The 23,721-nt window shown below is 59.4% G+C and carries 17 protein-coding genes; 7 read left to right on the forward strand and 10 right to left on the reverse strand.

Going from position 1 to position 23,721, the window contains the following annotated elements:
• Positions 1 to 21 precede the first annotated feature (21 nt).
• From M5B43_RS10535 to M5B43_RS10550, 4 genes are all read right to left on the reverse strand, one after another.
• Positions 22 to 1,878, reverse strand: coding sequence for a pilus assembly protein TadG-related protein (locus M5B43_RS10535; protein WP_248750042.1), 1,857 nt, complete (start codon positions 1,876 to 1,878; stop codon positions 22 to 24).
• Between the two features lie 91 nt (positions 1,879 to 1,969).
• Positions 1,970 to 2,920: a 2-hydroxyacid dehydrogenase gene (locus M5B43_RS10540; RefSeq protein WP_248750043.1), complete on the reverse strand. Its 951-nt coding sequence runs from the start codon at positions 2,918 to 2,920 to the stop codon at positions 1,970 to 1,972.
• A gap of 148 nt (positions 2,921 to 3,068) precedes the next feature.
• Positions 3,069 to 3,503: a hypothetical protein gene (locus M5B43_RS10545; protein WP_248750044.1), complete on the reverse strand. Its 435-nt coding sequence runs from the start codon at positions 3,501 to 3,503 to the stop codon at positions 3,069 to 3,071.
• Positions 3,504 to 3,557: 54 nt separating this feature from the next.
• Positions 3,558 to 4,058, reverse strand: a complete 501-nt coding sequence (locus M5B43_RS10550; protein WP_248750045.1) for a DUF4822 domain-containing protein — start codon at positions 4,056 to 4,058, stop codon at positions 3,558 to 3,560.
• Positions 4,059 to 4,601: 543 nt separating this feature from the next.
• On the opposite strand from M5B43_RS10550, the gene M5B43_RS10555 reads away from it, so the two are divergent.
• From M5B43_RS10555 to M5B43_RS10565, 3 genes are all read left to right on the forward strand, one after another.
• A complete protein-coding gene (locus M5B43_RS10555; protein WP_248750046.1) occupies positions 4,602 to 5,879 on the forward strand; it encodes a serine/threonine transporter in 1,278 nt (425 codons plus the stop codon).
• Between the two features lie 125 nt (positions 5,880 to 6,004).
• Positions 6,005 to 6,622, forward strand: coding sequence for a ParB-like protein (locus tag M5B43_RS10560; RefSeq protein ID WP_248750047.1), 618 nt, complete (start codon positions 6,005 to 6,007; stop codon positions 6,620 to 6,622).
• The gene (locus tag M5B43_RS10565; protein ID WP_248750048.1) at positions 6,612 to 8,264 is read left to right on the forward strand and encodes a SulP family inorganic anion transporter; all 1,653 of its coding nucleotides are present in this window, start codon (positions 6,612 to 6,614) and stop codon (positions 8,262 to 8,264) included. The genes M5B43_RS10560 and M5B43_RS10565 overlap by 11 nt, the downstream gene beginning before the upstream one ends.
• A gap of 51 nt (positions 8,265 to 8,315) precedes the next feature.
• Here the strand turns inward: M5B43_RS10565 and acnB are convergent, their stop codons facing one another.
• Positions 8,316 to 10,925 carry a bifunctional aconitate hydratase 2/2-methylisocitrate dehydratase gene (acnB, locus tag M5B43_RS10570; RefSeq protein ID WP_248750092.1) on the reverse strand — a complete coding sequence of 870 codons (2,610 nt, stop codon included), beginning with the start codon at positions 10,923 to 10,925 and terminating at the stop codon, positions 8,316 to 8,318.
• Between the two features lie 394 nt (positions 10,926 to 11,319).
• Between acnB and M5B43_RS10575 the strand changes: the two genes are divergently transcribed.
• Positions 11,320 to 11,790: a DUF1289 domain-containing protein gene (locus M5B43_RS10575; RefSeq protein ID WP_248750049.1), complete on the forward strand. Its 471-nt coding sequence runs from the start codon at positions 11,320 to 11,322 to the stop codon at positions 11,788 to 11,790.
• 119 nt (positions 11,791 to 11,909) lie between these two features.
• Here M5B43_RS10575 and M5B43_RS10580 read toward each other — a convergent pair whose 3' ends face one another.
• On the reverse strand, positions 11,910 to 12,773 hold the full coding sequence (locus M5B43_RS10580; RefSeq protein WP_248750050.1) for a universal stress protein: 864 nt from the start codon (positions 12,771 to 12,773) through the stop codon (positions 11,910 to 11,912).
• A gap of 156 nt (positions 12,774 to 12,929) precedes the next feature.
• On the opposite strand from M5B43_RS10580, the gene miaE reads away from it, so the two are divergent.
• A complete protein-coding gene (miaE, locus tag M5B43_RS10585) occupies positions 12,930 to 13,532 on the forward strand; it encodes a tRNA isopentenyl-2-thiomethyl-A-37 hydroxylase MiaE (protein WP_248750051.1) in 603 nt (200 codons plus the stop codon).
• Here the strand turns inward: miaE and M5B43_RS10590 are convergent.
• Positions 13,488 to 14,687, reverse strand: a complete 1,200-nt coding sequence (locus tag M5B43_RS10590) for an MFS transporter (protein WP_248750052.1) — start codon at positions 14,685 to 14,687, stop codon at positions 13,488 to 13,490. The genes miaE and M5B43_RS10590 overlap by 45 nt on opposite strands.
• A gap of 157 nt (positions 14,688 to 14,844) precedes the next feature.
• Here M5B43_RS10590 and M5B43_RS10595 point away from each other — a divergent pair, with 157 nt between their 5' ends.
• Both M5B43_RS10595 and M5B43_RS10600 read left to right on the forward strand, forming a co-directional pair.
• Positions 14,845 to 15,552 (forward strand): winged helix-turn-helix domain-containing protein, encoded by a 708-nt coding sequence (locus M5B43_RS10595; RefSeq protein ID WP_248750053.1) that lies wholly within the window; start codon positions 14,845 to 14,847, stop codon positions 15,550 to 15,552.
• A complete protein-coding gene (locus M5B43_RS10600; protein ID WP_248750054.1) occupies positions 15,553 to 16,854 on the forward strand; it encodes an ATP-binding protein in 1,302 nt (433 codons plus the stop codon).
• Between the two features lie 14 nt (positions 16,855 to 16,868).
• On the opposite strand, the gene M5B43_RS10605 is transcribed toward M5B43_RS10600, so the two are convergent.
• The 3 genes from M5B43_RS10605 to M5B43_RS10615 all read right to left on the reverse strand — a co-directional run bounded on the left by M5B43_RS10605 (position 16,869) and on the right by M5B43_RS10615 (position 23,688).
• Positions 16,869 to 20,903: a hypothetical protein gene (locus M5B43_RS10605; protein WP_248750055.1), complete on the reverse strand. Its 4,035-nt coding sequence runs from the start codon at positions 20,901 to 20,903 to the stop codon at positions 16,869 to 16,871.
• A 152-nt stretch (positions 20,904 to 21,055) separates the two neighbouring features.
• Positions 21,056 to 21,847: a MipA/OmpV family protein gene (locus M5B43_RS10610; protein ID WP_248750056.1), complete on the reverse strand. Its 792-nt coding sequence runs from the start codon at positions 21,845 to 21,847 to the stop codon at positions 21,056 to 21,058.
• 17 nt (positions 21,848 to 21,864) lie between these two features.
• A complete protein-coding gene (locus tag M5B43_RS10615; RefSeq protein ID WP_248750057.1) occupies positions 21,865 to 23,688 on the reverse strand; it encodes a serine hydrolase domain-containing protein in 1,824 nt (607 codons plus the stop codon).
• Between the last annotated feature and the right edge of the window lie 33 nt (positions 23,689 to 23,721).

Genomic DNA, 23,721 nt, shown 5'->3' on the forward strand with positions numbered 1-23,721 from the left:
TGATCATCCGGCTTGATGCGCTTAAATCACCAGGGTGGCGCGGCCGCCGGGGTTGCAGGATAGATTGGCGCCGATGTCGACTTTCGCCAGGTCGATACCCAGACCGGCGAGCAGGTTATTGACCAGCGGGTCGAGCAGCGGGCTGAGCAGGCCGGAGATGACCCCGCTGAGCAGGTTCAGGACGCCGGTCAACACGTCGACCACCAAGCCAAGTACCCACCCTAGCAGCCCGCCGAGGGTGGGTGTATGGCTGGCCAGCCGGATGCCATTGAGGGTATCGCTCAAGCTGCCGACGACGTTATTGGCGCTGAAACTGAAGTAGCTGGGCGGTTGTTTCACCTCGGGCGGCGAGACGTAGACATGCGTTCGGGTCGTCTTGGCGACGCTGCTGTCGACCCTCAGGCTAAGGCCGCCGACCGCATAGGGCTGCCTGGGATCGCACGCGCCGTTGCTGCAAGTCCTGACCCCCAGGTCGAGCAACGGGAAGTCGTCGACTTTCAGGGTTTGGGACGAGGAAAACAGGTTTTGCGGGTCGATCTGGCCCACCATCAATCTCACCGCTGAGGTGGTGCCTGACACGGAGAGTGATTTGTCCGCAGGGCCGTTGCAGCGGTAACCGGTGACGTAGCTGCTGCCGCTGGCGGCTTCCAGGGCGATATCGATTTGTGTGCCGACATTGGGGTCCAGGGAACTGCCCAGCAGAAAACCGACCAGGCCGGTGACGGCGTCGATAACTTTGTTGAGCCCATCAATGACGGGCAGTTTCACGGAAACCAACGTGCGGACTTGCGCCGTCCTGACGAAAATCGGTTGAGTGGCGATCAACTGCGGGTTACCGATGGCCGAAATCTGGGCGGGCTCGATGACCCGGGTCTTGACCGTGATGTTCAGCAGGCCCAGCACATCCACCGGCAACTCGACCGCCACCGCGCTGGCCTTGTTCGATAACTGCACAACCCCCTGGATCAGGTTGAACAGTTGCAGGTTGATGTCCAGGGCGCTCTTGTCCGTGCCATTTTGGATGTTGACCAGGTCACCCAGGTGCAGGATCTGCGTGCCCGGTGCTATCAGCTTGATCGCTTCGAGGTTATTGATCACGACCTGGACCGCATTACCGCCCAGCTTGAGTACATCGATAGCGGCCTGGATCAGCTGGCCGACGGTGGCGTCGGTCTTGAGTAGCTGATCGTAGTTGCCTGCACTGACATTCAGGCGAATAGCCAAGGCATCCAGATAGCTGAGCAAGCTGATGTTGGTGTTGATCAGGCCATTCCAGCCCACGGCATCCAGTTGCAACTTCCCGCCGAGCAGGCCGCCGATCAGGGCGTTGAGCGCAGCAGACTTGGTACTGTCCACGCTCAGCAGGGTGCTGCGAACCGTCAGTGTCGCCACCGGCGGGGACGGTGCGGCCGCTACTGCCGTAGCACTCAATAGCGTGGTGAGGCTGACGGGCTGCGTTGAAAACAAGGTCAGGATGCCGTGGGCAATGCTGGTGGCCACGCGATGGGTGGTGATCACGCGGATGGCCTCGGCTTTGCTCGGGTCGCTGTTGAAGGTGCGCATAAAGTCTGCGCCCGTGGCCAAGGTGCCGCAGGCAACGGCCAGGGTACGATTGGCATCGACTGTGAAGTGATTGCGCTGCGCGCTCTGCGTCGCAAATTGCGCCGCGTTATTGTCCGGCGCCGCGCAGTTGCCGCCCCGGCTGACTGCTTCCAGCGCCGCGGTATCGGCGACGCGCTGCAATTTGCGTTTTTCCAGGTAGAGTCGGCCACTGTCGACCACCAGCAGCAGGAACAACAGGGCAAGCCCCAGGGTTATTGCGCCGATCAGGCCAATGGCGCCGCGTTGGCGGGCCGGGCCGAGTCCGTGGCCAAACATTGTGCGTTCCTTCGCCGGTCCTGCACCGACGTCCTGAGCCTACCCGCAAGAAAGTGTAGTCAGGTTTTGCCCCGTCGCTGGCCAATCGCTACTAGTTGCGTGGTGGTAGCGTCACCGGCGTCAGCACCGGCCGGCCGGCGAAGTATTCCACCAGGTTATCGGCTACCCGCTGCACGGTGTCATGCGCAGCTTCCGGCGACAAACCGGCCACATGCGAGGTGAGCACGGTATTGCTCAGGCGCTTGAGGGCGTCGGGCACTTTGGGCTCATCGTCGAATACATCCAGCGCTGCGCCGCCAATGCGCCGTTGCTCCAATGCGGCGATCAGGTCGGCGGTCACCACCACGCTGCCGCGGCCGATATTCACCAGGTAGCCGTGCGGCCCGAGGGCGTCCAGCGCGTCTCGGTCGATCAAGTGACGGGTGCTGGCACCGCCGGGGGTGGCCAGGATCAGGAAGTCCGACGTGCGAGCCAGCTCCACGGCGGTCGCGCAGTAGGTGTAGTCCACATCATCGCGAGGCTGGCGGTTGTGATAACTCACCTCCATGCCAAACCCGAGGGCGGCGCGCTTGGCGATCTCCATGCCTACCGCGCCGAGTCCGAGAATGCCCAGTTGCTTACCGGCCAGGGAAGGGCGCATCACCTTCGGCCATTCGCTGCGCCGCACAGACGCATCCGTCTGCGGGATGCCACGCACCAGCGACAGCAGCAAGGCCATGGCATGGTCGGCCACCGACGGCGCATTCACCCCGGCGCCGTTGGTCACCACGATTCCTCGGTTGCTCGCCGCTTGCAGGTCCACGTGTTCGTAGCCGGCGCCGATCACACAGATGATCTCCAGCAGCGGCAGTGCGGCGATTTCGTCGGCATACAAGCCCAGCGGGCCACGGGTCAGCACGGCCTTGATCTGCCCGCCGTGGGCCTTGATCGCTTGGGCGCGTTCAGCAGGTGTCGGTGCCAGAATCACGTGAAAGTCGTTGCTCTCGATGATCTGCAGGTATTCGTTGATGGTTTCAACCAGGACCAGAACAGTGGTGGGCATGGGGCAGCTCTCCGGTGAGTTCGATGCCCGGATTATGCTGCATTTTTGTTGCGCGAAATGCCGAGGGCCTGAGAAAGCGCCACTGATTGTGCAAAAAGTGCCAGCGTCTCGGCGAGTGGGAGACGCTGTTTGCACGCGCGCGAATTAATTATTTAGCGGGTGCGGGTTTGCGTACCTTGCTCTGTTCTGCCGCTACGATGTCCATGTAATCGTAGGTAGGAAAGAACTCAGTCCTGAAGGGCCCCCAGGCAGAGCGTTCGATGGCGAGATTGACTTCTCGCAGGCGCGAGGCGGGGAAGCGTAGAACGATGACGTGACCGATCCCCATGGCGATGTTCCAACTGACAATCTCGACCCCTTCAGGAGGAAACACTTTAAAGAGTTCCTGCTCGGTGAGTTTGGCTCTTATTTCGTTCAAATTGCGAGACTGGTCATGTTTGAGGAAGACGGTCAACATGACGGCATTGTCCGCACTGATGGCGACCGTTTTTTCGGGCGCGGAAGCCTGTGCATGAAGGGCGCCTGAAACAAGGGTAGAGAGTAATAGAACAGACGCCAATAAAGGCTTTAATAGTGTTTTCATTGTGTGAGGCCTTTTTATGAGTGTTGTCGCGAGTCGTGAATTGAGCGTTGAGGGCTAGTGTGTGGGAGTGGTGGTGACTGACCCTGTGTAGGGGGCATGAACCACATGTATTCGAACAAGAGGGTTGGCGTCGATCATGTCGCGCGGTACTTCACGAGAATAAGTGAATTCTTGAGTGTTCAGCGTTTCAAGTTGCCTGACGATCGTTCTCGTCGGCCCGTTGTCGGGTATCAGGATATGGCTTTTCTTGTCACCGGTGACCATGAAGTAACCGCCGCCGCCGTTGTCGTATTTTGATAGCCCGGTATCGGCGTAGAAAAATTCGTAGCGATTACGCTCGGGGTCCCACGCTGATATTCCAACGACACCTGGGTACGTGTCCTTTACGTCGATCTCCGGGGCGCCCTCTATATAAACTTTTGTAGTCAGCCAGCGGGGGGATGTCCCCAAGGCCTTGGCGTCGGAGTTTTCTACTGCCGGGTGTGCTTGACTGGTCAACGGGCTGAGTATTCCGGCGGAAAGTATCAGGGTGAAGAGAAGGCTGTGTTTATTCATGAAGTGGCTCCTGGCAAGTTAGGCGTTTGATTTTGTTGTCGGGGGTTTAGAGGCCTTTATTGTTTGCGCTGAACTGGAATATAGGCGTGATAGGAGGGGCTCTCAATACCTGGGAAAATCCCTGTAACAAAAGCTGGAGTAAACCTAAGTTCGAACGAAATAGGGTGGCTTACTGTATGTAAGACTTCTCTTATATACGAAGGCGTTAACTTAAATCGATAGTGGGTTTCTGCCGGCGGCTTACCACTGGAGAGTGTTGAGTGACTGGGTGTGTTTAAACAAATTGCCAGCTCTTCGCCGCCCTTGGATGATCGGCCCATGAACCGATTTCAGCTGACCGGTTGATACGACGATCTGACCGTGAAGGATCAACGGGGCCGCTGATAAACCGCCTTCAAACCCCTGCACTGCAGCGCCGTTCCTCAGCTAAGTCTTTGCTTCTTCACAAGAATCCCGGACAATCGCGCCCTTGTTACGGCTGGGGCGCTGCCTGTCAGGTTTTTCTGACTCGTCCCGGCTGTGGAAATGCGGAGATCCGACCGGATGAATGATCAGGCCAATAGCGTCGACGAACGCTATGCAACGACACCTGCAACCCTCACAAGCTGGAGCCGCCAGGACACCACCTGGATGCTCGGCCTGTTCGGCACCGCCATTGGCGCCGGTACTTTGTTTCTGCCGATCAACGCGGGCCTGGGGGGCTTCTGGCCGCTGGTGATCCTGGCGTTGCTGGCGTTCCCGATGACGTTCTTTGCCCACCGTGGGCTGACCCGTTTCGTACTGTCAGGCCGCGATGGTTCCGACATCACTGACGTGGTCGAAGAGCATTTCGGCATCAAGGCCGGTGCGCTGATCACCTTGCTGTACTTCTTCGCGATCTTTCCTATCCTGCTGATCTACAGCGTGGCACTGACCAACACCGTCAGCAGCTTCATGGAACACCAACTGCACATCATGCCGCCGCCGCGGGCGATCCTGGCGTTTGTGCTGATTCTCGGCCTGCTGGCCGTGGTGCGTTGCGGTGAGCAAGTCATCGTCAAGGCCATGAGCCTGATGGTGTATCCGTTTATCGTCGCCTTGCTGTTTCTGGCGGTGTACCTGGTTCCGCACTGGAATGGCGGCATCCTCAGTACCGCCAGTGAGGTTCCGGCGCCGTCGGCATTGCTCAGCACCTTGTGGCTGGCGATTCCGGTCATGGTGTTTTCCTTCAACCATTCGCCGATCATCTCGGCCTTCGCGGTTGACCAGAAGCGCCAGTACGGCGCGCACGCCGATGAGCGCAGCTCGCAGATCCTGTCCCGCGCGCACCTGCTGATGGTGGCGATGGTGCTGTTCTTCGTCTTCAGCTGTGTACTGACCCTGTCGCCGGCGCAACTGGCCGAGGCGAAAGCGCAGAACCTGTCGATCCTGTCGTACCTGGCCAACCATTTCGACAACCCGACCATCGCCTTCGCCGCGCCGTTGATTGCGTTCGTGGCGATCGCCAAGTCGTTCCTGGGCCACTACATAGGCGCCAGTGAAGGTCTCAAGGGCCTGGTGGTCAAGACTGGCCGTCGTCCGGCTCCGAAGACCCTGGACCGCATGACGGCTGCGTTCATGCTGGTGGTGTGCTGGATCGTCGCCACGCTGAACCCGAGCATTCTTGGCATGATCGAGACGTTGGGCGGGCCGGTGATTGCGTCGATCCTGTTCCTGATGCCGATGTACGCGATCCGCAAGGTGCCGGCCATGGCCAAGTACCGCGGCCAGGCGTCCAACGTATTTGTCACGGCCGTTGGCCTGGTGGCGATTACTGCGTTGATTTACTCGCTGCTGTCCTGACGCCAGGCAGTACCGAACCGAAGCCGATTCGCACACCGCGAATCGGCTTTTTTTTTGCGCTAAATAAACTGGGCAACCAATGAGGGCTAAGCTGTCGGCTTATTGCTTCCTTTTTGGAGTTCTCCATGGCTCGACCTCGCCCGCAACTGGTTACAGGCAAGCTGGAAAAGCTGCACCCCACTCAATTGACGGTCGGCATGGCTGAAGTCGCCACCAAGCGCGCGGCCTGGACCAAGCTCAAGCGTAAAGAACGCGCCGCCGCCCTCGACAAACACTGGTTTCCTTGCGTGTTGGGGCCGGATGAGCGCTATTACATTACCGACCATCACCACTTCGGCCTGGCCCTGTTGCTGGAAGAGGTCAAGAGCGTGTCGCTGTTGCTGCTCAAGGATTTGTCCTTCGTGGAGCGCAACACCTTCTGGAATGTCATGGCGTTCAATCAATGGGTGCATCCCTACGATGCGCGGGGCCTGCGGCGAACTTACGAAGCTATTCCCCGCAAGATCACCGACCTTCAGGATGATCCCTACCGCAGCCTGGCGGGCATGTTGCGCACGGCCGGTGGTTACGCCAAAGACGCGACGCCGTTCAGTGAGTTCCTGTGGGCGGACTTTTTTCGCAGTCGCATCGGTAGCGATGTGGTGGCCCAACCGAACGCCAAGCTGTTGAATAAAGCGATGACCCTGGCACGCACCCAGGAAGCACGTTACTTGCCAGGATGGGTTGGGCCGATTGAAAACTGAAGCCGATAACCTTATTGCTGCTCAGCCCAACCGTACCCAAGACATACTCGCCGGGTTATCCATTGCCGGGCTGCTGCTGCCGGAGGCCGTGGCGTATTCGAGTATCGCCGCGCTGCCACCCCAGACCGGTGTCATTGCCTTGTTCGCCGGGTTAGTGTGCTACGGCGTGTTCGGCACCAGTCGTTTCGCGATTGTGTCGGCCACGTCGTCTTCGGCGGCAGTATTAGCCGCCGCCACCGCCAGCCTGGCGGGTGGCGATCCGGCATTGCGGCTGACCCTGGCGTTCGGTTTGGTATTGATCGTCGGCGTACTGTTCCTGCTGGCCGGGTTATTCAAGCTGGGCGGCGTGACCTCGTTTATTGCCAAGCCGGTGCTGCGCGGTTTTGCCTTCGGCCTGGCACTGACCATCATCCTCAAGCAGCTGGCCAGTGTGGTGGGCGTGCACCTGAGCGACAACAACCTGGTCCGCTTCCTGCCGCAGTTGCTGGAGCAGTTGCCGAGTTGGAACTGGCCGGCTGCGCTGGTCGCGGCGGTGGCGCTGCTGGTGTTGTGGCTGTGCGCACGCATCCCGCGCCTGCCGGGTGGGTTGTTGGTGGTGGTGCTGGGTATTGTTGCCGGGCAGTTTCTGGACCTGCAAGCCCATGGCGTGGCGCTGATTGGCCTGATTGATTTGCGCCTGGAACTGGGGCATTTCCCGGTGTTGCCGTTCGCCGACTGGCTGCGCCTGGGGGAGCTGGCGTTTGCCTTGGTCATGATCCTGTACGCGGAGTCCTACGGCTCGATCAGCTCGTTCGCCCTTAAACACGGTGACCGTGTGTCCTCCAACCGCGACCTGCTGGCACTGGGAGCGGCTAACCTGGTGTCCGGGTTGTTCCACGGTATGCCGGCCGGTGCCGGGTATTCGGCGACGTCGGCCAACGAGGCGGCGGGTGCCGGCTCACGGCTGGCGGGGATCGTCGCGGCGCTGGTGGTGCTGGTGATCGTGTTGACCGTGCTGCCCTATGTGGCGCTGACGCCCGAGCCGGTGTTGGCGGCTATCGTCATCTACGCGCTGGGCCGCGGCTTGAGCCTGCAACCTTTGGGGCGTTACTTCCTCTGGCGGCGCGACCGTTTGCTGGTGATCTGTGCCGTGGCGGCGGTGCTGGTGCTGGGCGTGCTGGATGGTTTGCTGGCGGCCGTGGCGATCAGCGTGGTGTTGATGCTGCGTCAGATGTCGGCAGCAGATATCCAGGTGCTTGGGCGTCTGGGTGAGAGTCATGACTTTGTCGATCGTCAACATCATGCCGATGCCTTGGAAGTGCCGGGCCTGTTGATCGTGCGGCCCAGCGAGGCGCTGTTTTTCGCTAATGCCGAGCGCATCCTGGGAGCGGCCTTGCGCTTGATGCGTCAGTCGACGGTAGAGGTTGTGGTGCTGAGCTTGGAAGAGTCGCCTGACCTTGACGGCACCAGCATCGAAGCGCTGTCGGTGTTTTTTGCACAAGTGCGGGGGGAGGGCAAGCACCTGGTGTTGGCCCGCGTGCGCCATGGGGCGCAGGAAGTGCTGCAAGCCCTGCCGGAAGCGGCAGCGCCGCAAGTGATGCTCACGGCTTTAAGCGTGGACGATGCCGTGCGACTGGCACTGCAGGTCAAATCCCAGGCATAAAAAAACGCCGCGTACCTTGCGATACGCGGCGTCTCTCATATCAACATACCGTTAAGCTTGAATCACCGGGATGTTGGCGCTTGCTGCGATCTTGCGGAACTCAGCGATCTGGTCGAAGTTCAGGTAGCGGTAAACATCACTGGCCATGGTGTCCAGTTTTGCCGCATAGCCCATGTACTCTTCGACGGTCGGCAGGCGACCCAGGGTAGAAGCCACAGCCGCCAGCTCAGCCGAAGCCAGGTAGACGTTCGCACCATCACCCAGGCGGTTCGGGAAGTTACGGGTCGAGGTCGACACAACGGTCGAATTCGGCTCTACACGTGCCTGGTTACCCATGCACAGCGAGCAGCCCGGCATTTCCATGCGCGCGCCAGCCTTGCCGTAGATGCCGTAGTAGCCTTCTTCGGTCAGTTGGTGAGCGTCCATCTTCGTCGGCGGCGACAGCCACAGGCGGGTTGGCAGCTGGCCCTTGACCTGCTCCAGCAACTTACCGGCCGCGCGGAAGTGACCGATGTTGGTCATGCACGAACCGATGAACACTTCGTCGATCTTCTCGCCCGCAACGCTGGACAGCAGACGGGCGTCGTCCGGGTCGTTAGGGGCGCAGAGGATCGGCTCGTTGATGTCGGCCAGGTCGATCTCGATGATTTCGGCGTATTCGGCGTCGGCATCGGCTTCCATCAGCTCCGGGTTGGCAACCCAGGCTTCCATCGCTTGGGCGCGACGTTCCAGGGTACGTGCATCGCCGTAGCCTTCGCCGATCATCCAGCGCAGCAGGGTGATGTTGGAGTTCAGGTACTCGGTGATGGAGTCTTTGGACAGCTTGATGGTGCAACCGGCAGCCGAACGTTCAGCCGAGGCGTCGGACAGCTCGAAAGCCTGTTCCAGCGTCAGGTCGTTCAGGCCCTCGATTTCCAGGATGCGGCCGGAGAAGGCGTTCTTCTTGCCTTTCTTCTCTACGGTCAGCAGGCCAGCCTGGATTGCGTAGTAAGGAATGGCATGAACCAGGTCACGCAGGGTGATGCCAGGTTTCATCTTGCCTTTGAAGCGCACCAGGATCGATTCCGGCATGTCCAGTGGCATGACGCCAGTGGCGGCGGCAAACGCGACCAGGCCAGAACCGGCCGGGAACGAGATGCCCATCGGGAAACGGGTGTGGGAGTCACCACCAGTGCCGACGGTGTCCGGCAGCAGCATGCGGTTCAGCCAGCTGTGGATGATGCCGTCGCCTGGACGCAGCGAAACACCGCCACGGGTCATGATGAAGTCAGGCAGGGTGTGGTGAGTGGTCACGTCGATCGGCTTTGGATAGGCCGCGGTGTGGCAGAACGACTGCATCACCAGATCGGTCGAGAAGCCCAGGCACGCCAGGTCTTTCAGTTCATCACGGGTCATCGGACCGGTGGTGTCCTGGGAGCCCACGGTGGTCATCTTCGGTTCGCAGTAGGTACCTGGACGAACGCCTTTGCCTTCTGGCAGGCCGCATGCCTTGCCGACCATTTTCTGTGCCAGGGTGAAGCCTTTGCCGGTGTCGACCGGGGCTTCAGGCAGCTTGAACAGGTCGGTAGGGCCCAGGCCCAGTTCGGCACGCGCCTTGTCGGTCAGGCCGCGACCGATGATCAGCGGGATACGGCCGCCGGCACGAACTTCGTCCAACAGCACCGGGGTCTTCATTTCGAAGGTGGTCAGGACTTCGTCGGTGCCGTGCTTGCAGACTTTGCCAGCATGCGGGTACAGGTCGATCACGTCGCCCATGTTCATGTTGGTGACGTCGAATTCGATAGGCAGTGCGCCAGCATCTTCCATGGTGTTGTAGAAGATCGGGGCGATCTTGCTGCCGAAGCAGAAACCACCGGCACGCTTGTTCGGCACGTAAGGCACGTCGTCGCCGAAGAACCACAGTACGGAGTTGGTGGCCGACTTACGCGACGAACCGGTACCGACCACGTCACCGACGTAGGCGATCGGGAAACCTTGGCCGCGCATCTCTTCGATCTGCTTCATCGGGCCGGTCTTGCCTTGCTCGTCCGGCACAATGCCTTCACGGGCCATTTTCAGCATGGCCAGGGCGTGCAGCGGGATGTCAGGACGGGACCAGGCATCAGGCGCCGGGGACAGGTCGTCGGTGTTGGTTTCGCCGGTGACCTTGAAGACGCGCAGGCTGATCTTGTCGGCCAGGGTAGGGCGGTTGCGGAACCACTCACCGTCAGCCCAGGACTGGATCACGCCTTTGGCGTGCTCGTTGCCGTTGCGGGCTTTTTCAGCCACGTCGTGGAACGCATCGAACATCAGCAGGGTGTGCTTGAGTTGGGCGGCCGCGACAGGCGCCAGCTCGGCGTCGTCCAGCAGCTCGACCAAAGTCACGATGTTGTAGCCGCCTTGCATGGTGCCAAGCAGTTCAACAGCGCGTTTCTTGTCGATCAGGGGGGAAGTGGCTTCGCCCTTGGCCAGGGCAGACAGGAAACCGGCCTTGACGTAGGCAGCTTCGTCAACACCTGGTGGAATGCGGTTGGTGATCAGGTCAACGAGGAATTCTTCTTCGCCAGCCGGAGGATTTTTCAGCAGCTCGACCAGGCCTGCGGTTTGTTCGGCGTTAAGCGGCTGGGGAACGATACCCAGGGCTGCACGCTCTTCGATATGTTTGCGGTAGGCTTCAAGCACAGTTATTACCCTCATCAGTGGTCCCACGGGACGCTCATCCAGAAATGAACGGCACGCATGCGCTCGGGGGCTTTTTGGGCCGCAAAGCCAGCGCTGCCGGCATTCCTTACAGAAGCTGCTTTCAAAGTTTTACGCCTGCAGAACGGAGCTGATGAGGGTTGGCGCGGTTCTGACCTACCGGGTCAAACCCACGCCAACACCGTTCTGAAGGAACGACTGTGCTCGTGACGCTTTGAAAACAGCTTCCAGCGGATTATTGGCGCCTTACAAGGCCGGATGATTCTACGGCAAAAAAAATCTAAAGGTAAGTTGCCTAACCAAGTTTGCTGGGTGATCAACCTTAGACAAAGGGCTAACATGGCGCACTGTTTCGCTGATCTGCGTGTTGTTGCCCATGTCCAACCAAACCATCAAGACACCCTGCGTCGGCCTGTGCTCCACGGTCTACGGCGATCTCGTGTGCCGTGGCTGCAAGCGTTTCCACCACGAAGTCATTCAGTGGAATGGCTATAACGAAGAAGAAAAGCGTGCGGTTTGGCTCAGGCTCGAACAACTGCTGGTCCAGGTGATGGCCGGCAAGCTGGAAGTCTTCGACCCCAAGACCCTGCGCGGGCAATTGGAGCAACGCAAGATTCGCTTTGTGCCGCATCAGTCCGAATATTGCTGGGCCTATCAGTTGATCGCCCGTGGGGCGCGGGTGATCAATAACCTCGAGGCGTATGGCATGGTGTTGTTGCCGGAGTTTCGCGATTGGGCGTTGCCGCAATTGCGTGATGCCATCGACCGTGAGTTTTTCATCCTGTCCGAGGCCCATTACCAGCGCTACATCGCGCCGGGGTTCTTGAAAGACGCGCTATCTACCTGACAATACACATCAAACCGTGGGAGGGGGCACGCCACAGTGATAGTGTTCCTTCTTAACTGCCTGGCATTAGCAGGCAAGCCCCCTTCCACATTAGGTCCCCAGTGCCTGAAAAATCAGCCTCAGGCCTCGCCAGCCAACGCTTCGAGGTGATCCATCAACGTCTGTGGCTTGAGCACCAGCACGTCGCTTTCCACCGCATCCAGCACCACCTCTGCGGTATTGCCGATCAACGCGCCGGAAATGCCAGTGCGCGCCACGGTGCCAATGATCGTCACCGCCGCCAGCAGGCGATGGGCGATATGCGGTATCAGCACGTCCGCCGGTCCTTCCTTGATATGCAGGTGCGCGTCATCCACGTCGAATTCGGCCTGGAATGCCTGGCACTGCTCGCGATAGCGCGCCTCGATGGTTTCTTTGAGCTGGAATGTCGGGTCTGCGGCCGACAGCATCGGCGATGGATGGGCGCTGATCACGTGTAGCTGCGCCTTGGCCAGGCTGGCGATATCAAACCCGTGGTCGATGATCGAATGGTGCAGTGAACGGTGTTCGCTGTCGGTATTGCCCACGTCGATCGCGGCCAGAATCACACCACCGGCCCATGGCGTCGACGTCTTGACCAGCAGCACCGGGGTAGGGCAGTAGCGCAGCAGTTTCCAGTCTGCGGGCGTCAGCAGGGCTTTCTTCAGTGGGCTGTCGGGAAAATGCTGCTTGATCACCAGCCCACAGCCCTCGGCCTGCTGCACATCGACGATGGTTTCATGCAGGCTGTCATTCCATGCCTGTTCGGTGGTGACGCTGTAGCCGTCTTCCTGCAAACCGGACTTGAGCAGACTCAGCAGTGCCGAATGCTCGTGTTTCTTGTCGCAGATCAGTAAATGCAGGTGCGCGCCGGTGACCCCGGCGATCAGCTTGGCGCGCTTGAGGGCCAGGCTTTCCGAATGCTCGGGCTCGATGACCACCAGGATGCTACGGATGGCTTGCATGGACGGATCTCCAGGGACGCAAAAAAGGGGCCTGGAACAACTATAGTTGCTGCGCGCCAGACGGCATGTTGATACACATCAACGCCGCTGGCTGGTGGTCTGCGGCGTGGTCGGTATAATCGGCGCCCTTTTGTGATTCTTATACCCGTGAGCCCGATGAACCTGCCCGAAATCCACGAATTCCTCGGCTGCCGCACCCCCGATGCCTGGGTCCAGGCTGCTTTGGCCGATCAGGAAACCTTGCTGATCGACCACAAGAACTGCGAATTCAAAGCCGCCAGCACGGCCCTGAGCCTGATCGCCAAGTACCACGGCCATGTGGACCTGATCAATATGATGTCGCGCCTGGCCCGCGAAGAGCTGGTGCACCATGAACAAGTCATGCGCCTGATCAAGAAGCGCAAAATCGAACTGCGCCAACTGCATGCGGGCCGTTATGCCTCGGGTTTGCGCAAAGTGGTGCGCAGCCATGAGCCGGTCAAGCTGGTGGACACCCTGGTGGTCGGTGCTTTTATCGAAGCCCGTAGTTGCGAGCGCTTCGAAGCACTGGTGCCGCATTTGGACGAAGAACTCGGCAAGTTCTATTTCGGTTTGCTGAAAAGTGAAGCCCGGCACTTCCAGGGTTACTTGAAGCTGGCCTACCAGTACGGCGACGCCAAGGATATCGCCCAGGTGATTGAGCGGGTAAGGGCCGCCGAGCAGGAACTGATCGAATCACCCGACATCGAGTTCCGCTTTCACAGTGGCGTGCCAGCCTGAGGCCACGGCCACGCCGAGCAATACGGTGACGCCCGCCAACAGCAGGATCACCGTTTGCGCGCCCAGCGGCGCCGCCAGTGTGGCAATCAGCAAGCCCGCCAAGGGTTGTGCCAGGTTGTTCAGTAATGTGATCACGCCGACGGTCTTGCCGAAGTCCTGCACCGGAATCACGCGCTGACGGGTGCTGCGTAGGTAGACGTTGAACATCTTGTCGAAGCCGGTGACCAGCAAGAAACCCAAGGTATAGGCCCACAAGCCGGGGCTGATTGCGGTGATCAGCGCGCCCACGGTAATCATCGAATATGACAACCCACCCAGTACCTTCAAGGGCAGGCTGGAGCGCGACAGGTAAAACAAGATCCCAATGGTCACCAAGGCGCCCGCCGCTTGCAGCAGGGCGTAAGTATCCTTGCTGGCCGCATATTGGCCCGTGACCATCGCCGCAGAAGTGGCCAGCGTCACCCCGATAATCAGGTTCACCCCCACCGCCAACGTAATAATCCGCTTCAATTCCGGCAGGCTGCGGATATGCCCGAAGGCGATGCGCAACGGTTGCAGCCAGATATCCCGATGTTGGGGGTGGCTTTCCAGGCGGACGGTGGTGTTGCGCTGCCAGATCAGCATCGCCAGGTCCGCCAGCACAAACAGCCCGGCGACGCCCAGCACTACCCAATACCAGGCCCACAGTTCCAGCATCAGCGCCGCCACCAGCGGCCCCAGTACCAGGCCGCTCTGGTCGGCGATCTGTGAGTAGGACAAGGTCTTGGCGTAGGTGTAGCGCTGGAAGATATGCGGCATGACCACTTCCCGGGCCATGATGCCCTGGGTGGTCAACACGCCACATAACGCAGACAGGATGACCAGCCAATAGATACCGTCGAACCACCCATGCAATGCCATCGCTACCACACAGGCCAATGCCCGGTACACTTGGCTCAGATGCAGAATGCGCACCGGTGAAAACTTGTCGCATAACGCCCCGCACACCGGGAATGCCAGGTAGCGCGGCAGTGACTCGACAAAGAACGCCAGGCCAGCCCATGCCACACTGCCGGTCGTCTGGAACACGATCAGCGGCACGATAAACAGCAGGATCTGGTCGGCCAGTCGCGAAAGGAACAGCGATACAAAAAATGCCAAGTAGTCCTTGCGCATACAACTCCCTGTGAATGGCGTTAAAGATTGCAGGCTATTTGTTAAAAACTCTTAAAAGCATGAAGCTTCGGCGGCGCTCAATGGCCAGTGGCTTCTGTTGACCTGCTTGCCACCTATAATGCCTGTACTTCAAGCCGCGTATCCACACTGAGAATTTATGGAAAACCTGGGTCTGGGCAAGGTCCTGCTCGTTGAGGACGACGAGAAACTGGCAGGGCTGATCGCGCATTTTCTGTCGCAACATGGTTTTGAGGTGCGGGTGGTGCACCGGGGCGACATCGCTTTGGCGGCATTCGTGGAGTTCAAACCGAAGATTGTCGTGCTCGACTTGATGCTGCCGGGCCAGAGCGGCCTGCATGTGTGTCGCGAGATTCGTAATGTCTCCGACACGCCCATCGTGATCCTCACCGCCAAGGAAGACGACCTGGACCATATCCTGGGCCTTGAGTCCGGCGCCGATGACTATGTGATCAAGCCGATCAAGCCGCCGGTGCTGTTGGCGCGTTTGCGTGCCTTGCAGCGCCGGCAGGTACCGGAGCCCACGGTGCGCGGCGCCTTGGAATTCGGCCGATTGTCGATTGATCGCAGTTGCCGGGTCGTCAGCCTGGGCGGTGAGAAAATCGAGCTGACCACCATGGAATTCGAGTTGCTGTGGTTACTGGCCAGCAGCTCGGGCAAAATTCTCTCGCGCGACGACATCCTCAACCGCATGCGCGGCATTGCCTTCGATGGCCTCAACCGTAGCGTAGACGTCTACATCAGCAAGCTGCGCGGCAAGCTCAATGACAACCCGCGTGAGCCGGTGTGCATCAAGACCATCTGGGGCAAGGGTTACCTGTTCAATCCGTTCGCGTGGGAGGTTTAGATGCTGCGCCTGTTTCTGCGCCTGTATGTGATCCTGGCGCTGGGTTTGGCGGGGGCGATCTGGCTGGTCAACTACACCTTCGACGAGTTACTGCCCGAGGCCAACGAAGTCTATAACCGCGAAGCCCTGCGTGGCCCGGCTTATGGCCTGGTGGAACAATTGCGGCCCGAGCAAGGCGCGGCCCGGGATGCTCGCCTGGCCGAGCTGCAACCCCATTACGGGCTGCGCCTGAAATTGGTGCAGCGCGATACCCTGGCGCTGGATGAGCGCGAGCAAAAACTGCTGGCCGCAGGCGAACTGGTAGTGCGCGGTGACTTCATGGAGTTCCTGACCACCATTGATAGCGGCCCGCAGTTGCTACAAATCAAACTGCCGGAAGAGCCCAAATGGTTATACATGTGGGCCTATGGCTTCCTGGGTGTGAGCCTGGCCCTGGTCCTGTATTTCTGGGTCCGCCCGCACTGGCGTGACCTGGAGCATATTCGCCTCGCGGCGCAGCGCTTTGGTGACAACGACCTCGGCTCGCGCATCCTGCTGCCGCGTCGTTCCACCGTGCGCGAACTGGCCGGGCACTTCAACCAGATGGCCGAGCGTATCGAAAGCCTGATCGCCAACCAGCGCGAACTGACCAACGCCGTGTCCCATGAACTGCGTACACCGATTGCGCGTTTGTCCTTTGAACTCGACCAACTCAAGCAGCAAGCCGATCCTCGGCAAAGCCGCGAGTTGATTGCCGATATGTACGCCGACCTGGGTGAACTGGAAGAAATGGTTTCCGAACTGTTGACCTATGCCAGCCTGGAGCGTGGCGCCACCCAGGTGACCCGCGAGAATATCGAGGCCCATAGCTGGCTGGACAGCGTGATCGGCAGCGTAGCGCTGGAGGCCGAGGCCGCGGGCGTGCAGTTGTCGCTGCGCACCTGTGAAGTCGATTTTATTCAGATCGAACCACGCTTTATGGCGCGCGCGGTGATCAACCTGCTGCGTAATGCCATTCGCTACGCAGACCGCCGCGTGGAAGTGTCGTTGGTCAGGTTCGGCAGCGGTTACGAAGTGCGCGTTAATGACGATGGCCCGGGCGTACCGGTGGACGGGCGGACAAAGATCTTCGAACCCTTCCTGCGCCTGGATACCAGCCGTGACCGCCGCACGGGCGGCTTCGGCCTGGGCCTGGCGCTGGTCAAGCGTGTCAGCCAGTGGCATGGCGGGCAGGTGCAAGTGCTGGATTCGGAGTGGGGTGGGGCGTCGTTTCGGATGACGTGGGCGTATTCTGATCAGGCAAATAAAAATGCCAGTCCCTAGAGACTGGCATTTTATTAGTGTTTGAACCAACGTGGTTGGTAGGTAACGATACCGTCTATTAGGACGTCCGGTTTGTCGACGTCAGCAATGTTGATCTTGATCTTTGCGCCATGATCTTTTTCAACACGGGTAATGATTTTATTGACGAATCTCTTCTTGAGCGCGTTATCCGCAATAAAGTTGAGGGTCGTCGCGTCGGCGCCCTTATTTGATAGCGCAGCACTCGCGCGTTCGATATTTCGTTGGGTCGTGATGTAGGTCGAATTTTGAGCCACGGATACCGTTCCTTCAAAGGCCTTGACGGGTCTTTTAATTTCCTTTTGAAATAAACGTGCAAAAGATCTACTTCTACCTTCTGCTGAGTGACATATCAGCAGCCGGACAGTATTGAAGCTGGCTGGATCCACTTTCTTGCTTCGCAGTAATTTTATTAAATCTTTTGCGCCATAATATTTGTCATCTATGCATACTTTTGTGCCTGAGCCGAAGAGGTTATCAACCCAGTCGCGCTCGGTGCCATGGGCCACGATGTTTAATCGGCTTAAATTTTTATACTCATCTGTAAATGTATGGATTTTGTTACCTATCATATTCAGCGCTTTCATCTTTCCGCCCATCTGAATCACGTTATCGCGCCCCAGCGCCGTGTCCAGCGCACGCTCCCTGCCCGTAAGGCTGCTGCGACTGGTTCCGGGGACGGCGTCATCAACCTGCTTATGGGGCGTGAAGTTCTCCAGCGGCTTTCCATACGTGCGGTTTTTCACCGGGTCGAATGCGTGGATTTTCCCGGTTTTTTTGTCCAGCTTCGCGCTCACCGAGAAAGTCGCACCGTTTTTCCTGTAGGTACCCTCTGCGACATCGGGGCGGGTGGCGAATTTGGAGAGATCGTTGCGCCCCGTACGCCCGCGCAATAGCCGGTCGAAGTCAGTCGTGGGTGTCGATGACGTTAATGCCCGCGAGCGATTGAAGAGGCGGTTGCCAAAGGTCTGACGTGTGCGCTTTGTGGCGGCCCTCAGGGTTTTAACCCCCTTGAACCCACCGCCCAGGCCGGCGGTGGTGGCATACATCACGCCGTCGAATATAAGATCGGCTGCCACAGCCAGCCAGTCGCCCTTGACCACGTTCCTGACCAGATTCACGCCAGGTATCGATCCGAGCAACAGCTCCTTGCTATGTTCGAAGTCTTGATCTTCTTCACTGAAACGCGTGGTGTGACCGGTTGCGCTCACCCACTCGTCGAGCGGACTTTTGCCAAAGGTATGACGGGCCAGAAGTTCACCGAGAAACTGGCTGCGGGCGCTGGTATACGAGGCGGGTACAGCCCCGTCGCCAGGCGTGGTGGCGTCGAGGCTGCCTGCCACGCCCGCCGGGACGTCAAAGGGCACGATGGCGGTGTTGGAGAATTTGTCGCCTCCGATAATGCCGGCTGGCTGGCGGGTCCACTCGCCTTGCAGGCCGGGCTTGAAGTCGCTCAGTGGTTTCAACCTGTTCTCTTGCGGGCAAAATTCATACGCCCTGACGCTGTCGCCATCGGTGGCCCTGACAATCAATGAGCGCTTGTCGTTCTCCTGTTCCGGGAATGGCTGGTCGTGATTGATATTGCCCGCCTGGGTGTAGCTGGTGTGTTTGATGACTGTGCCCTCGATAAAGAGGTCGAGCTTGCCGAATTCCAGGTGGTGACGGTCTTCTATCGGCAGTTGCGCAATCAGATGTTTGGTCAGGTTGACCAGGCCGCTATCCCGGCTTTGCTGATAATTTGCCACCGCGTCGCGATGCAGGGGCTTGATGTCGGGCAGATCGCCCAGCAGTTTGATCGAGCCGTCGGGGACCTTTGAGGGGTTGAGTGAATACCAGGTGTTATCGTCCTTCAGGCTCGGCGCATGCTCGGACAGGTACATGTCCAGCAACGAATAAGGGCCGGTATTGACGTGCAAAGGCCCGTCGTTGAGTGCGTTATTGGTTCTTGACTGGGGGTTGGTGATGACCGCCGCTTCAAACGGGACATTTTTGATGTGCTGTCCCATCACCTCCAGTGCCATGGACTTTTGCAGGGGCACAGGTGCGTTCAAATCCTGCGCAATCTTCTTCAGCCCGGTCATGACCTCAGTGAACGTCGTATGCGCAGCGTTCAGCTGTTGGGCCGAATACTCTCCCGTCGCTGAAGGTTTGAGTACGCCATAGGCCAAGGCCCAATCGATGACCGCAGCCTGCTTGACCTCATTGAGCAAGGCTTGATCGTCGTCGCTGATCGGGTTGACCTCGCCATACTTGACCACCTCGGCAAAGCTCATCAATGAACTGCTTCCCGGGTGCTTCGCTTCGATGTAGGCCACCGTGGCTTTCAAACTGAACCAGGCCGGTGAGCCATAGGTCACGTCTTTGGGGATGTCCTTGACCTGAAGCTCCGGCGCCGCGCTCGCCAGCAGCAGATGCGCGGCCACAGGGGCCATCTCTTGCGAGGCGCGCTGGGTCTGCACCAGATGGTCGACCAGCGCTTGTTTGATGGTGTCGAGCGGTTTTCCGTGAAAGGCTTTGTCAGCCAGATCGAACCCTGCGGTTTGATTGGCTTTTTTAGGCGTGCCCAGCCAGGTTGGCGCGTCCAGCCCCAACAGCATGGCGGCCAGTACCCAGTCGGAACTGTCGGGGTCTTCGGCGGCGCCCATTTTTTTCTGCAACGAGGCTTCCAATTCCCTGGCCTTTGGCGAGGCAAGTATCTGACTCAGCACATGGGCAGGATTGCGCAGCTCGGTGCTTGTCCAGTGTCGATTTTTGGTCAGGTAATTGAAAGCATCTGTCTTTTTTCCCGCACTGAGACCTGGCAGTTGCAGGTTGTTGTACGCAATGTGGGAATAAAGCTCCTTTTGCTCGGACGCGCTGACGGGCGCTTCCCAACCCAATGCTCCGGTGTAATTCCCATGGAGGGGCGTCGCGGGTTCCGTTTGTCTGAGGACGCCTATCAGGTTGAGGATTTCTGCTCTGGTCTCGGGGACTTTACCGAACTTGTCATGGATGAATTGCTCCAGCGTCACGGTGTCTTCGGGTATGAGTTGCTCATCCTGGAAGTACCAGGACGAAGGATCTATTTCAAGGTGAGTGCTTTTGAGCAGATCCTTGATGTTGGCTTTTTCAGCACGTTCGGTTGCTTCGGGTGTGGGCAGTGTGGTGATGAAAGAGGGGCGGGTTTCGTCTGGCTCAGCGTCAGCGTCGATCAGGTCCAGAACGTTGCTCAACTGTTGGAACAACCGGTTGTCATTACGCATGTCACCCAGGGTTTTCTGTTGGTGCTCAAGCATTTCGTCGGCGCGCATGTCGAACTGCGCCGTCGACAGTGAGCTGTCTGCGGCGGGAAACGAATCTGCCTGTTTAAGCTGATTGGCTCGTTGCACGGCGCTTTGCTGGGTGGAGGGCAGCGCCTCGCCATAAAAGTTGGCGATCTCTCTGATTGAGGCGGGGCGTTCGGCGTGCACGCCGGAGGAGGCCCGAGCGGCCGCAGGCACCTCAAGTGAATGGCCGTTGGGTGACAAGGTGCTGGCGGCCTGCATGATGAGCAGCCACGTGTGCGGCAGCGTCTTGCCCTGGCCGGCCGCGAATAACATCAAGGGTGCCTTCTCGCGGGGGGCGTCTGATTTGAGCGCGGCGACGATATGCGCCTGTGAGGTGCCGTCGGCAGGGGCGATGCGGATGGGTTTGGATCGATCGATATTATTGAAGTCGGCCCACTGTTCAAAGTCGGGGCTGGCCAGCAGGGCGTCGAGTTGCTGGCGCCATTGCGCGAACATTGAATCAGGAGGAACAGGTACAACCGGCTCGTCATAGCTGTTGCCAGTCTCTCTGCCGGCTGCGTTGACCATTGCATCGGCAAAAGAGGCAGCCAGTTCCTTATCAGCTTTATAGCCGGGCGTGTTCTTGAGCCGTTCAGCCCACGAGGACGTCGGGACGTTTTGCTCGGCAAGCGGCGGTATTGCACTGTTGTCCGCGCCGGTTGGTCCGCTTGACGCGGGCAGCGGCGTGGACAGGGTTTCACCAGGGCGTAGAGAGACAACAGGCATCATAAGCTCCGCAAAGAAGACGTTAGCCACCGCACACTTAATAGGTGAGGGGGGCTGATTAGTTGTCGACTCCCGAAACTGAGTTCCTGCGGTACTATTTCTGAGTGTTCCGAAATGCTTTGGGGACAGCGCGGGTTACTCGAAACTACACATCAGAACGTGTATTCCACAACCCCAACCACCGATGTCTGTAGTCGTCGCTCCACAATCGGGCTTTGGCCCGCTTTATCTGACAGATACTGCACATCAAGCAAGGTTGAGAACTGCGTGTGCTCGTTAATCGGCAAGCTCCAGACCAGGTTCATACCGTTGCTGATATTGCCGCCTGCGGCCTTGTATGCCTGGAAACGGCTTCGAGAGGCCTGGCCAGTAGTGACGCCGTACCAGGTCTGCAGGTAATCACGGTCGCCGAAGTGGCTGCTGATGGCGGTATCGACGCTGCCGTAACGACCCTCGTAGAGATTGGTGCCCAGGCTCAGCTCCAGGTGGGTGTAGGCCTTGCCGGTTTCCTTGTGCTTATCTTCCTCAATCGCATGTTCCAGGGTGGCGCCGATGATCACGCCGCCGAGGTTATAGGCGGCGTTCACCCCCAGTTGTGGGCGTGACTTGATCTCGCCCATGCCTTTGAGGCGTTTGGAGCCGGCATGCAGGCTCTCGTTTTTATCCTTGCGTGAGCTGCTGGCGCCAACGTAGGCGCTGAAGCTCAGGGCGTTGCCTTCATAGCCCCAACCCAGGCCCTTGTCGGTGTCGAGGAAAATGCCCCAAGGGCTGACGATTTTGGCGCCCAGCACTGGCGCGGTCATGCGTTCGTCGCTGCCGCTGTAGCGGGGTGCGTTGGCCACGCCGGCCTTGAGGCTGTATTGCCAGTCTTCGGCAATCGCCGTGTCGGCAGCGGCGAGCAGGCACAGAGAGGTGAATGACAGGCACAGGTTTTTTGAGCGCATCAGGGTGTTCGTCCATGTTAGAAGTTCAAGGGGGTGTGGGGCGGTTGCGTGCGTTTGAATGAATAGCCTGAAGCGCTCAGGCCGTTGACCTGGCGGCTGACGGTGTCACCCAGGCCGTAGCCGTTACCGGCCAGTACGGCGTGGGCGTTGTCGACGGGCAGCAGGATGTAGTCGGTCAGCGGCTCGTCGTGCAATTGGCCGCGAATCACCAGGAAGCCTTGTTCCAGGCGCACGCTGATACCGCTTAACGGCGCGTCGGGTTCATGGGTGTTGAGCACTTGATACGTGCCGATGGTGGCGGCCCAGGCCAGGGGCAGGGGCGGCGGGTCGATGCGCTCGCCGATGGCAATGCGCTGGCCGTGGCTGCGGGCGGTGAGCATCTGTCGGCCTTGTACCGTGAACACGTCCAGTTGCACACGGCCCAGTTCACCCAGATCCTTGAGCCAGAAACCGAGGACTTTTTTCTGCGCGCGCAGCCAGCCGTGGTCGTCGCGTAACAATTCGAAGTCGTAGCCGGCCAGTTCGCCGGTTAAGCGATCCTTGTCATCCCGAATGCGGAACACGCCCCAGGCGGTGGCGTAAAACCCGGCCAGGCGCTTGCGGTCGACGGCGGCCGGCACATGGCGCAGCTTGAGGCCGTGGCTGGGCGTCTGGCAGTCATCGGCACAGACCGGCTTGCCGGTCTGTGCCTGGAGCATCAAGCGCAGCGTGTCGGTGGACAGCGAGACCAGCATCTCTTCGGCATTGCTGTCGTTGGCCATGATGATGACCGCCAATTGCTGGTCCGGCAGTACGGTCAACTGTGCGGCAAAATCGTCCCCGCCGCCGTTGTGCTGGTAGGTCCGAACGCCAGGGCCGATCGGTTCATCGCCGCAAGGCGCCAGAAACCAGCCCAGGCCGACCTGGCAATCAAAATCCAGGGCATTGCCGCTGTTTTGCTGGGTGAACATCTCATTGATCGACCGACTGCCCATGACCTGGTTGCCTTTGTAGGCGCCGTGGGCGAACAACATCTGCACGTAATGGCTGAGGTCCTTGGGGCTGGCCCACAGGCCACCGGCGGCGAGGTCACGCACCTGGGCATCGGTGCCGGCCTTGCCGTCTTCGTAGCCCAGGGCACGGAAACTTAATTGTGCGCCAGTGCCGACGAAGCTGGACTGGTTCATCTCCAGCGGCTTGAGCAGGCTGCTTTGCAAGTGAGATTCGAAGCTTTTGCCGGTGCTGCGCTCGATGGCGGCACCGACCAAGGCGTAACCCAGGTTGGAGTAGGCCACCTGGGAGCCTGGCGGGCTGCTCAGCCACACGCCTGACACGCGCATAGGCATCTGCCCCATGGCGTAGGTGCTGCGCAGGTCACGCAGGTGTTCGCTGGGTAAACCGGATTGATGGCTGAGTAAGCGCCGCAAGGTGATCTCGCGGTCTGCCGCCGCCTGGTCGCTATGAAAGCGCGAGCGTACGTAGAACTCCCGCAGGGTTTGCTGGATCGGCGCATCCAGCGCCAGGCGCTGTTGCTCCACCAGTTGCAGCGCCGCAGTGGCGGTGAGTAATTGGGAGATGCCCCCGGCGCGAAAGGCCGTGTTAGCCGTGACCGGCACGCCCTGGGCCTTGTCCGACAGGCCGAAGCCACGGGCCCAGATCAGCTCTTGACCGTTGACCAGGGCAATCGACAAACCCGCCACATTGTCCCGGGCCATCTCCCTAGGTATGCGGGTTTGCAGGTAACGAATGATTGCACCGTAGTCGCCCTTTGGAATCGGCGGCGGCACAGGCGGTTGCCCGTGGCAACCGACACTGCCCAGCAGGCAACCCAACAGCGGAATACCGCGCAATCTGCGAAACATGAAGAGCACCCGGATGGTGATTTGGAGGCTCGA

This window comes from Pseudomonas sp. MWU15-20650, assembly GCF_023242475.1.
Lineage (GTDB): Bacteria > Pseudomonadota > Gammaproteobacteria > Pseudomonadales > Pseudomonadaceae > Aquipseudomonas.

What these genes read in the sequence shown, in the direction of transcription:
- M5B43_RS10535 (WP_248750042.1), bottom strand. Translation starts at nt 1,878, where the DNA reads ATGTTTGGCCACGGACTCGGCCCGGCCCGCCAACGCGGCGCCATTGGC.
- M5B43_RS10540 (WP_248750043.1), bottom strand. Translation starts at nt 2,920, where the DNA reads ATGCCCACCACTGTTCTGGTCCTGGTTGAAACCATCAACGAATACCTG.
- M5B43_RS10545 (WP_248750044.1), bottom strand. Translation starts at nt 3,503, where the DNA reads ATGAAAACACTATTAAAGCCTTTATTGGCGTCTGTTCTATTACTCTCT.
- M5B43_RS10550 (WP_248750045.1), bottom strand. Translation starts at nt 4,058, where the DNA reads ATGAATAAACACAGCCTTCTCTTCACCCTGATACTTTCCGCCGGAATA.
- M5B43_RS10555 (WP_248750046.1), top strand. Translation starts at nt 4,602, where the DNA reads ATGAATGATCAGGCCAATAGCGTCGACGAACGCTATGCAACGACACCT.
- M5B43_RS10560 (WP_248750047.1), top strand. Translation starts at nt 6,005, where the DNA reads ATGGCTCGACCTCGCCCGCAACTGGTTACAGGCAAGCTGGAAAAGCTG.
- M5B43_RS10575 (WP_248750049.1), top strand. Translation starts at nt 11,320, where the DNA reads ATGTCCAACCAAACCATCAAGACACCCTGCGTCGGCCTGTGCTCCACG.
- M5B43_RS10580 (WP_248750050.1), bottom strand. Translation starts at nt 12,773, where the DNA reads ATGCAAGCCATCCGTAGCATCCTGGTGGTCATCGAGCCCGAGCATTCG.
- miaE (WP_248750051.1), top strand. Translation starts at nt 12,930, where the DNA reads ATGAACCTGCCCGAAATCCACGAATTCCTCGGCTGCCGCACCCCCGAT.
- M5B43_RS10590 (WP_248750052.1), bottom strand. Translation starts at nt 14,687, where the DNA reads ATGCGCAAGGACTACTTGGCATTTTTTGTATCGCTGTTCCTTTCGCGA.
- M5B43_RS10595 (WP_248750053.1), top strand. Translation starts at nt 14,845, where the DNA reads ATGGAAAACCTGGGTCTGGGCAAGGTCCTGCTCGTTGAGGACGACGAG.
- M5B43_RS10600 (WP_248750054.1), top strand. Translation starts at nt 15,553, where the DNA reads ATGCTGCGCCTGTTTCTGCGCCTGTATGTGATCCTGGCGCTGGGTTTG.
- M5B43_RS10605 (WP_248750055.1), bottom strand. Translation starts at nt 20,903, where the DNA reads ATGCCTGTTGTCTCTCTACGCCCTGGTGAAACCCTGTCCACGCCGCTG.
- M5B43_RS10610 (WP_248750056.1), bottom strand. Translation starts at nt 21,847, where the DNA reads ATGCGCTCAAAAAACCTGTGCCTGTCATTCACCTCTCTGTGCCTGCTC.
- M5B43_RS10615 (WP_248750057.1), bottom strand. Translation starts at nt 23,688, where the DNA reads ATGTTTCGCAGATTGCGCGGTATTCCGCTGTTGGGTTGCCTGCTGGGC.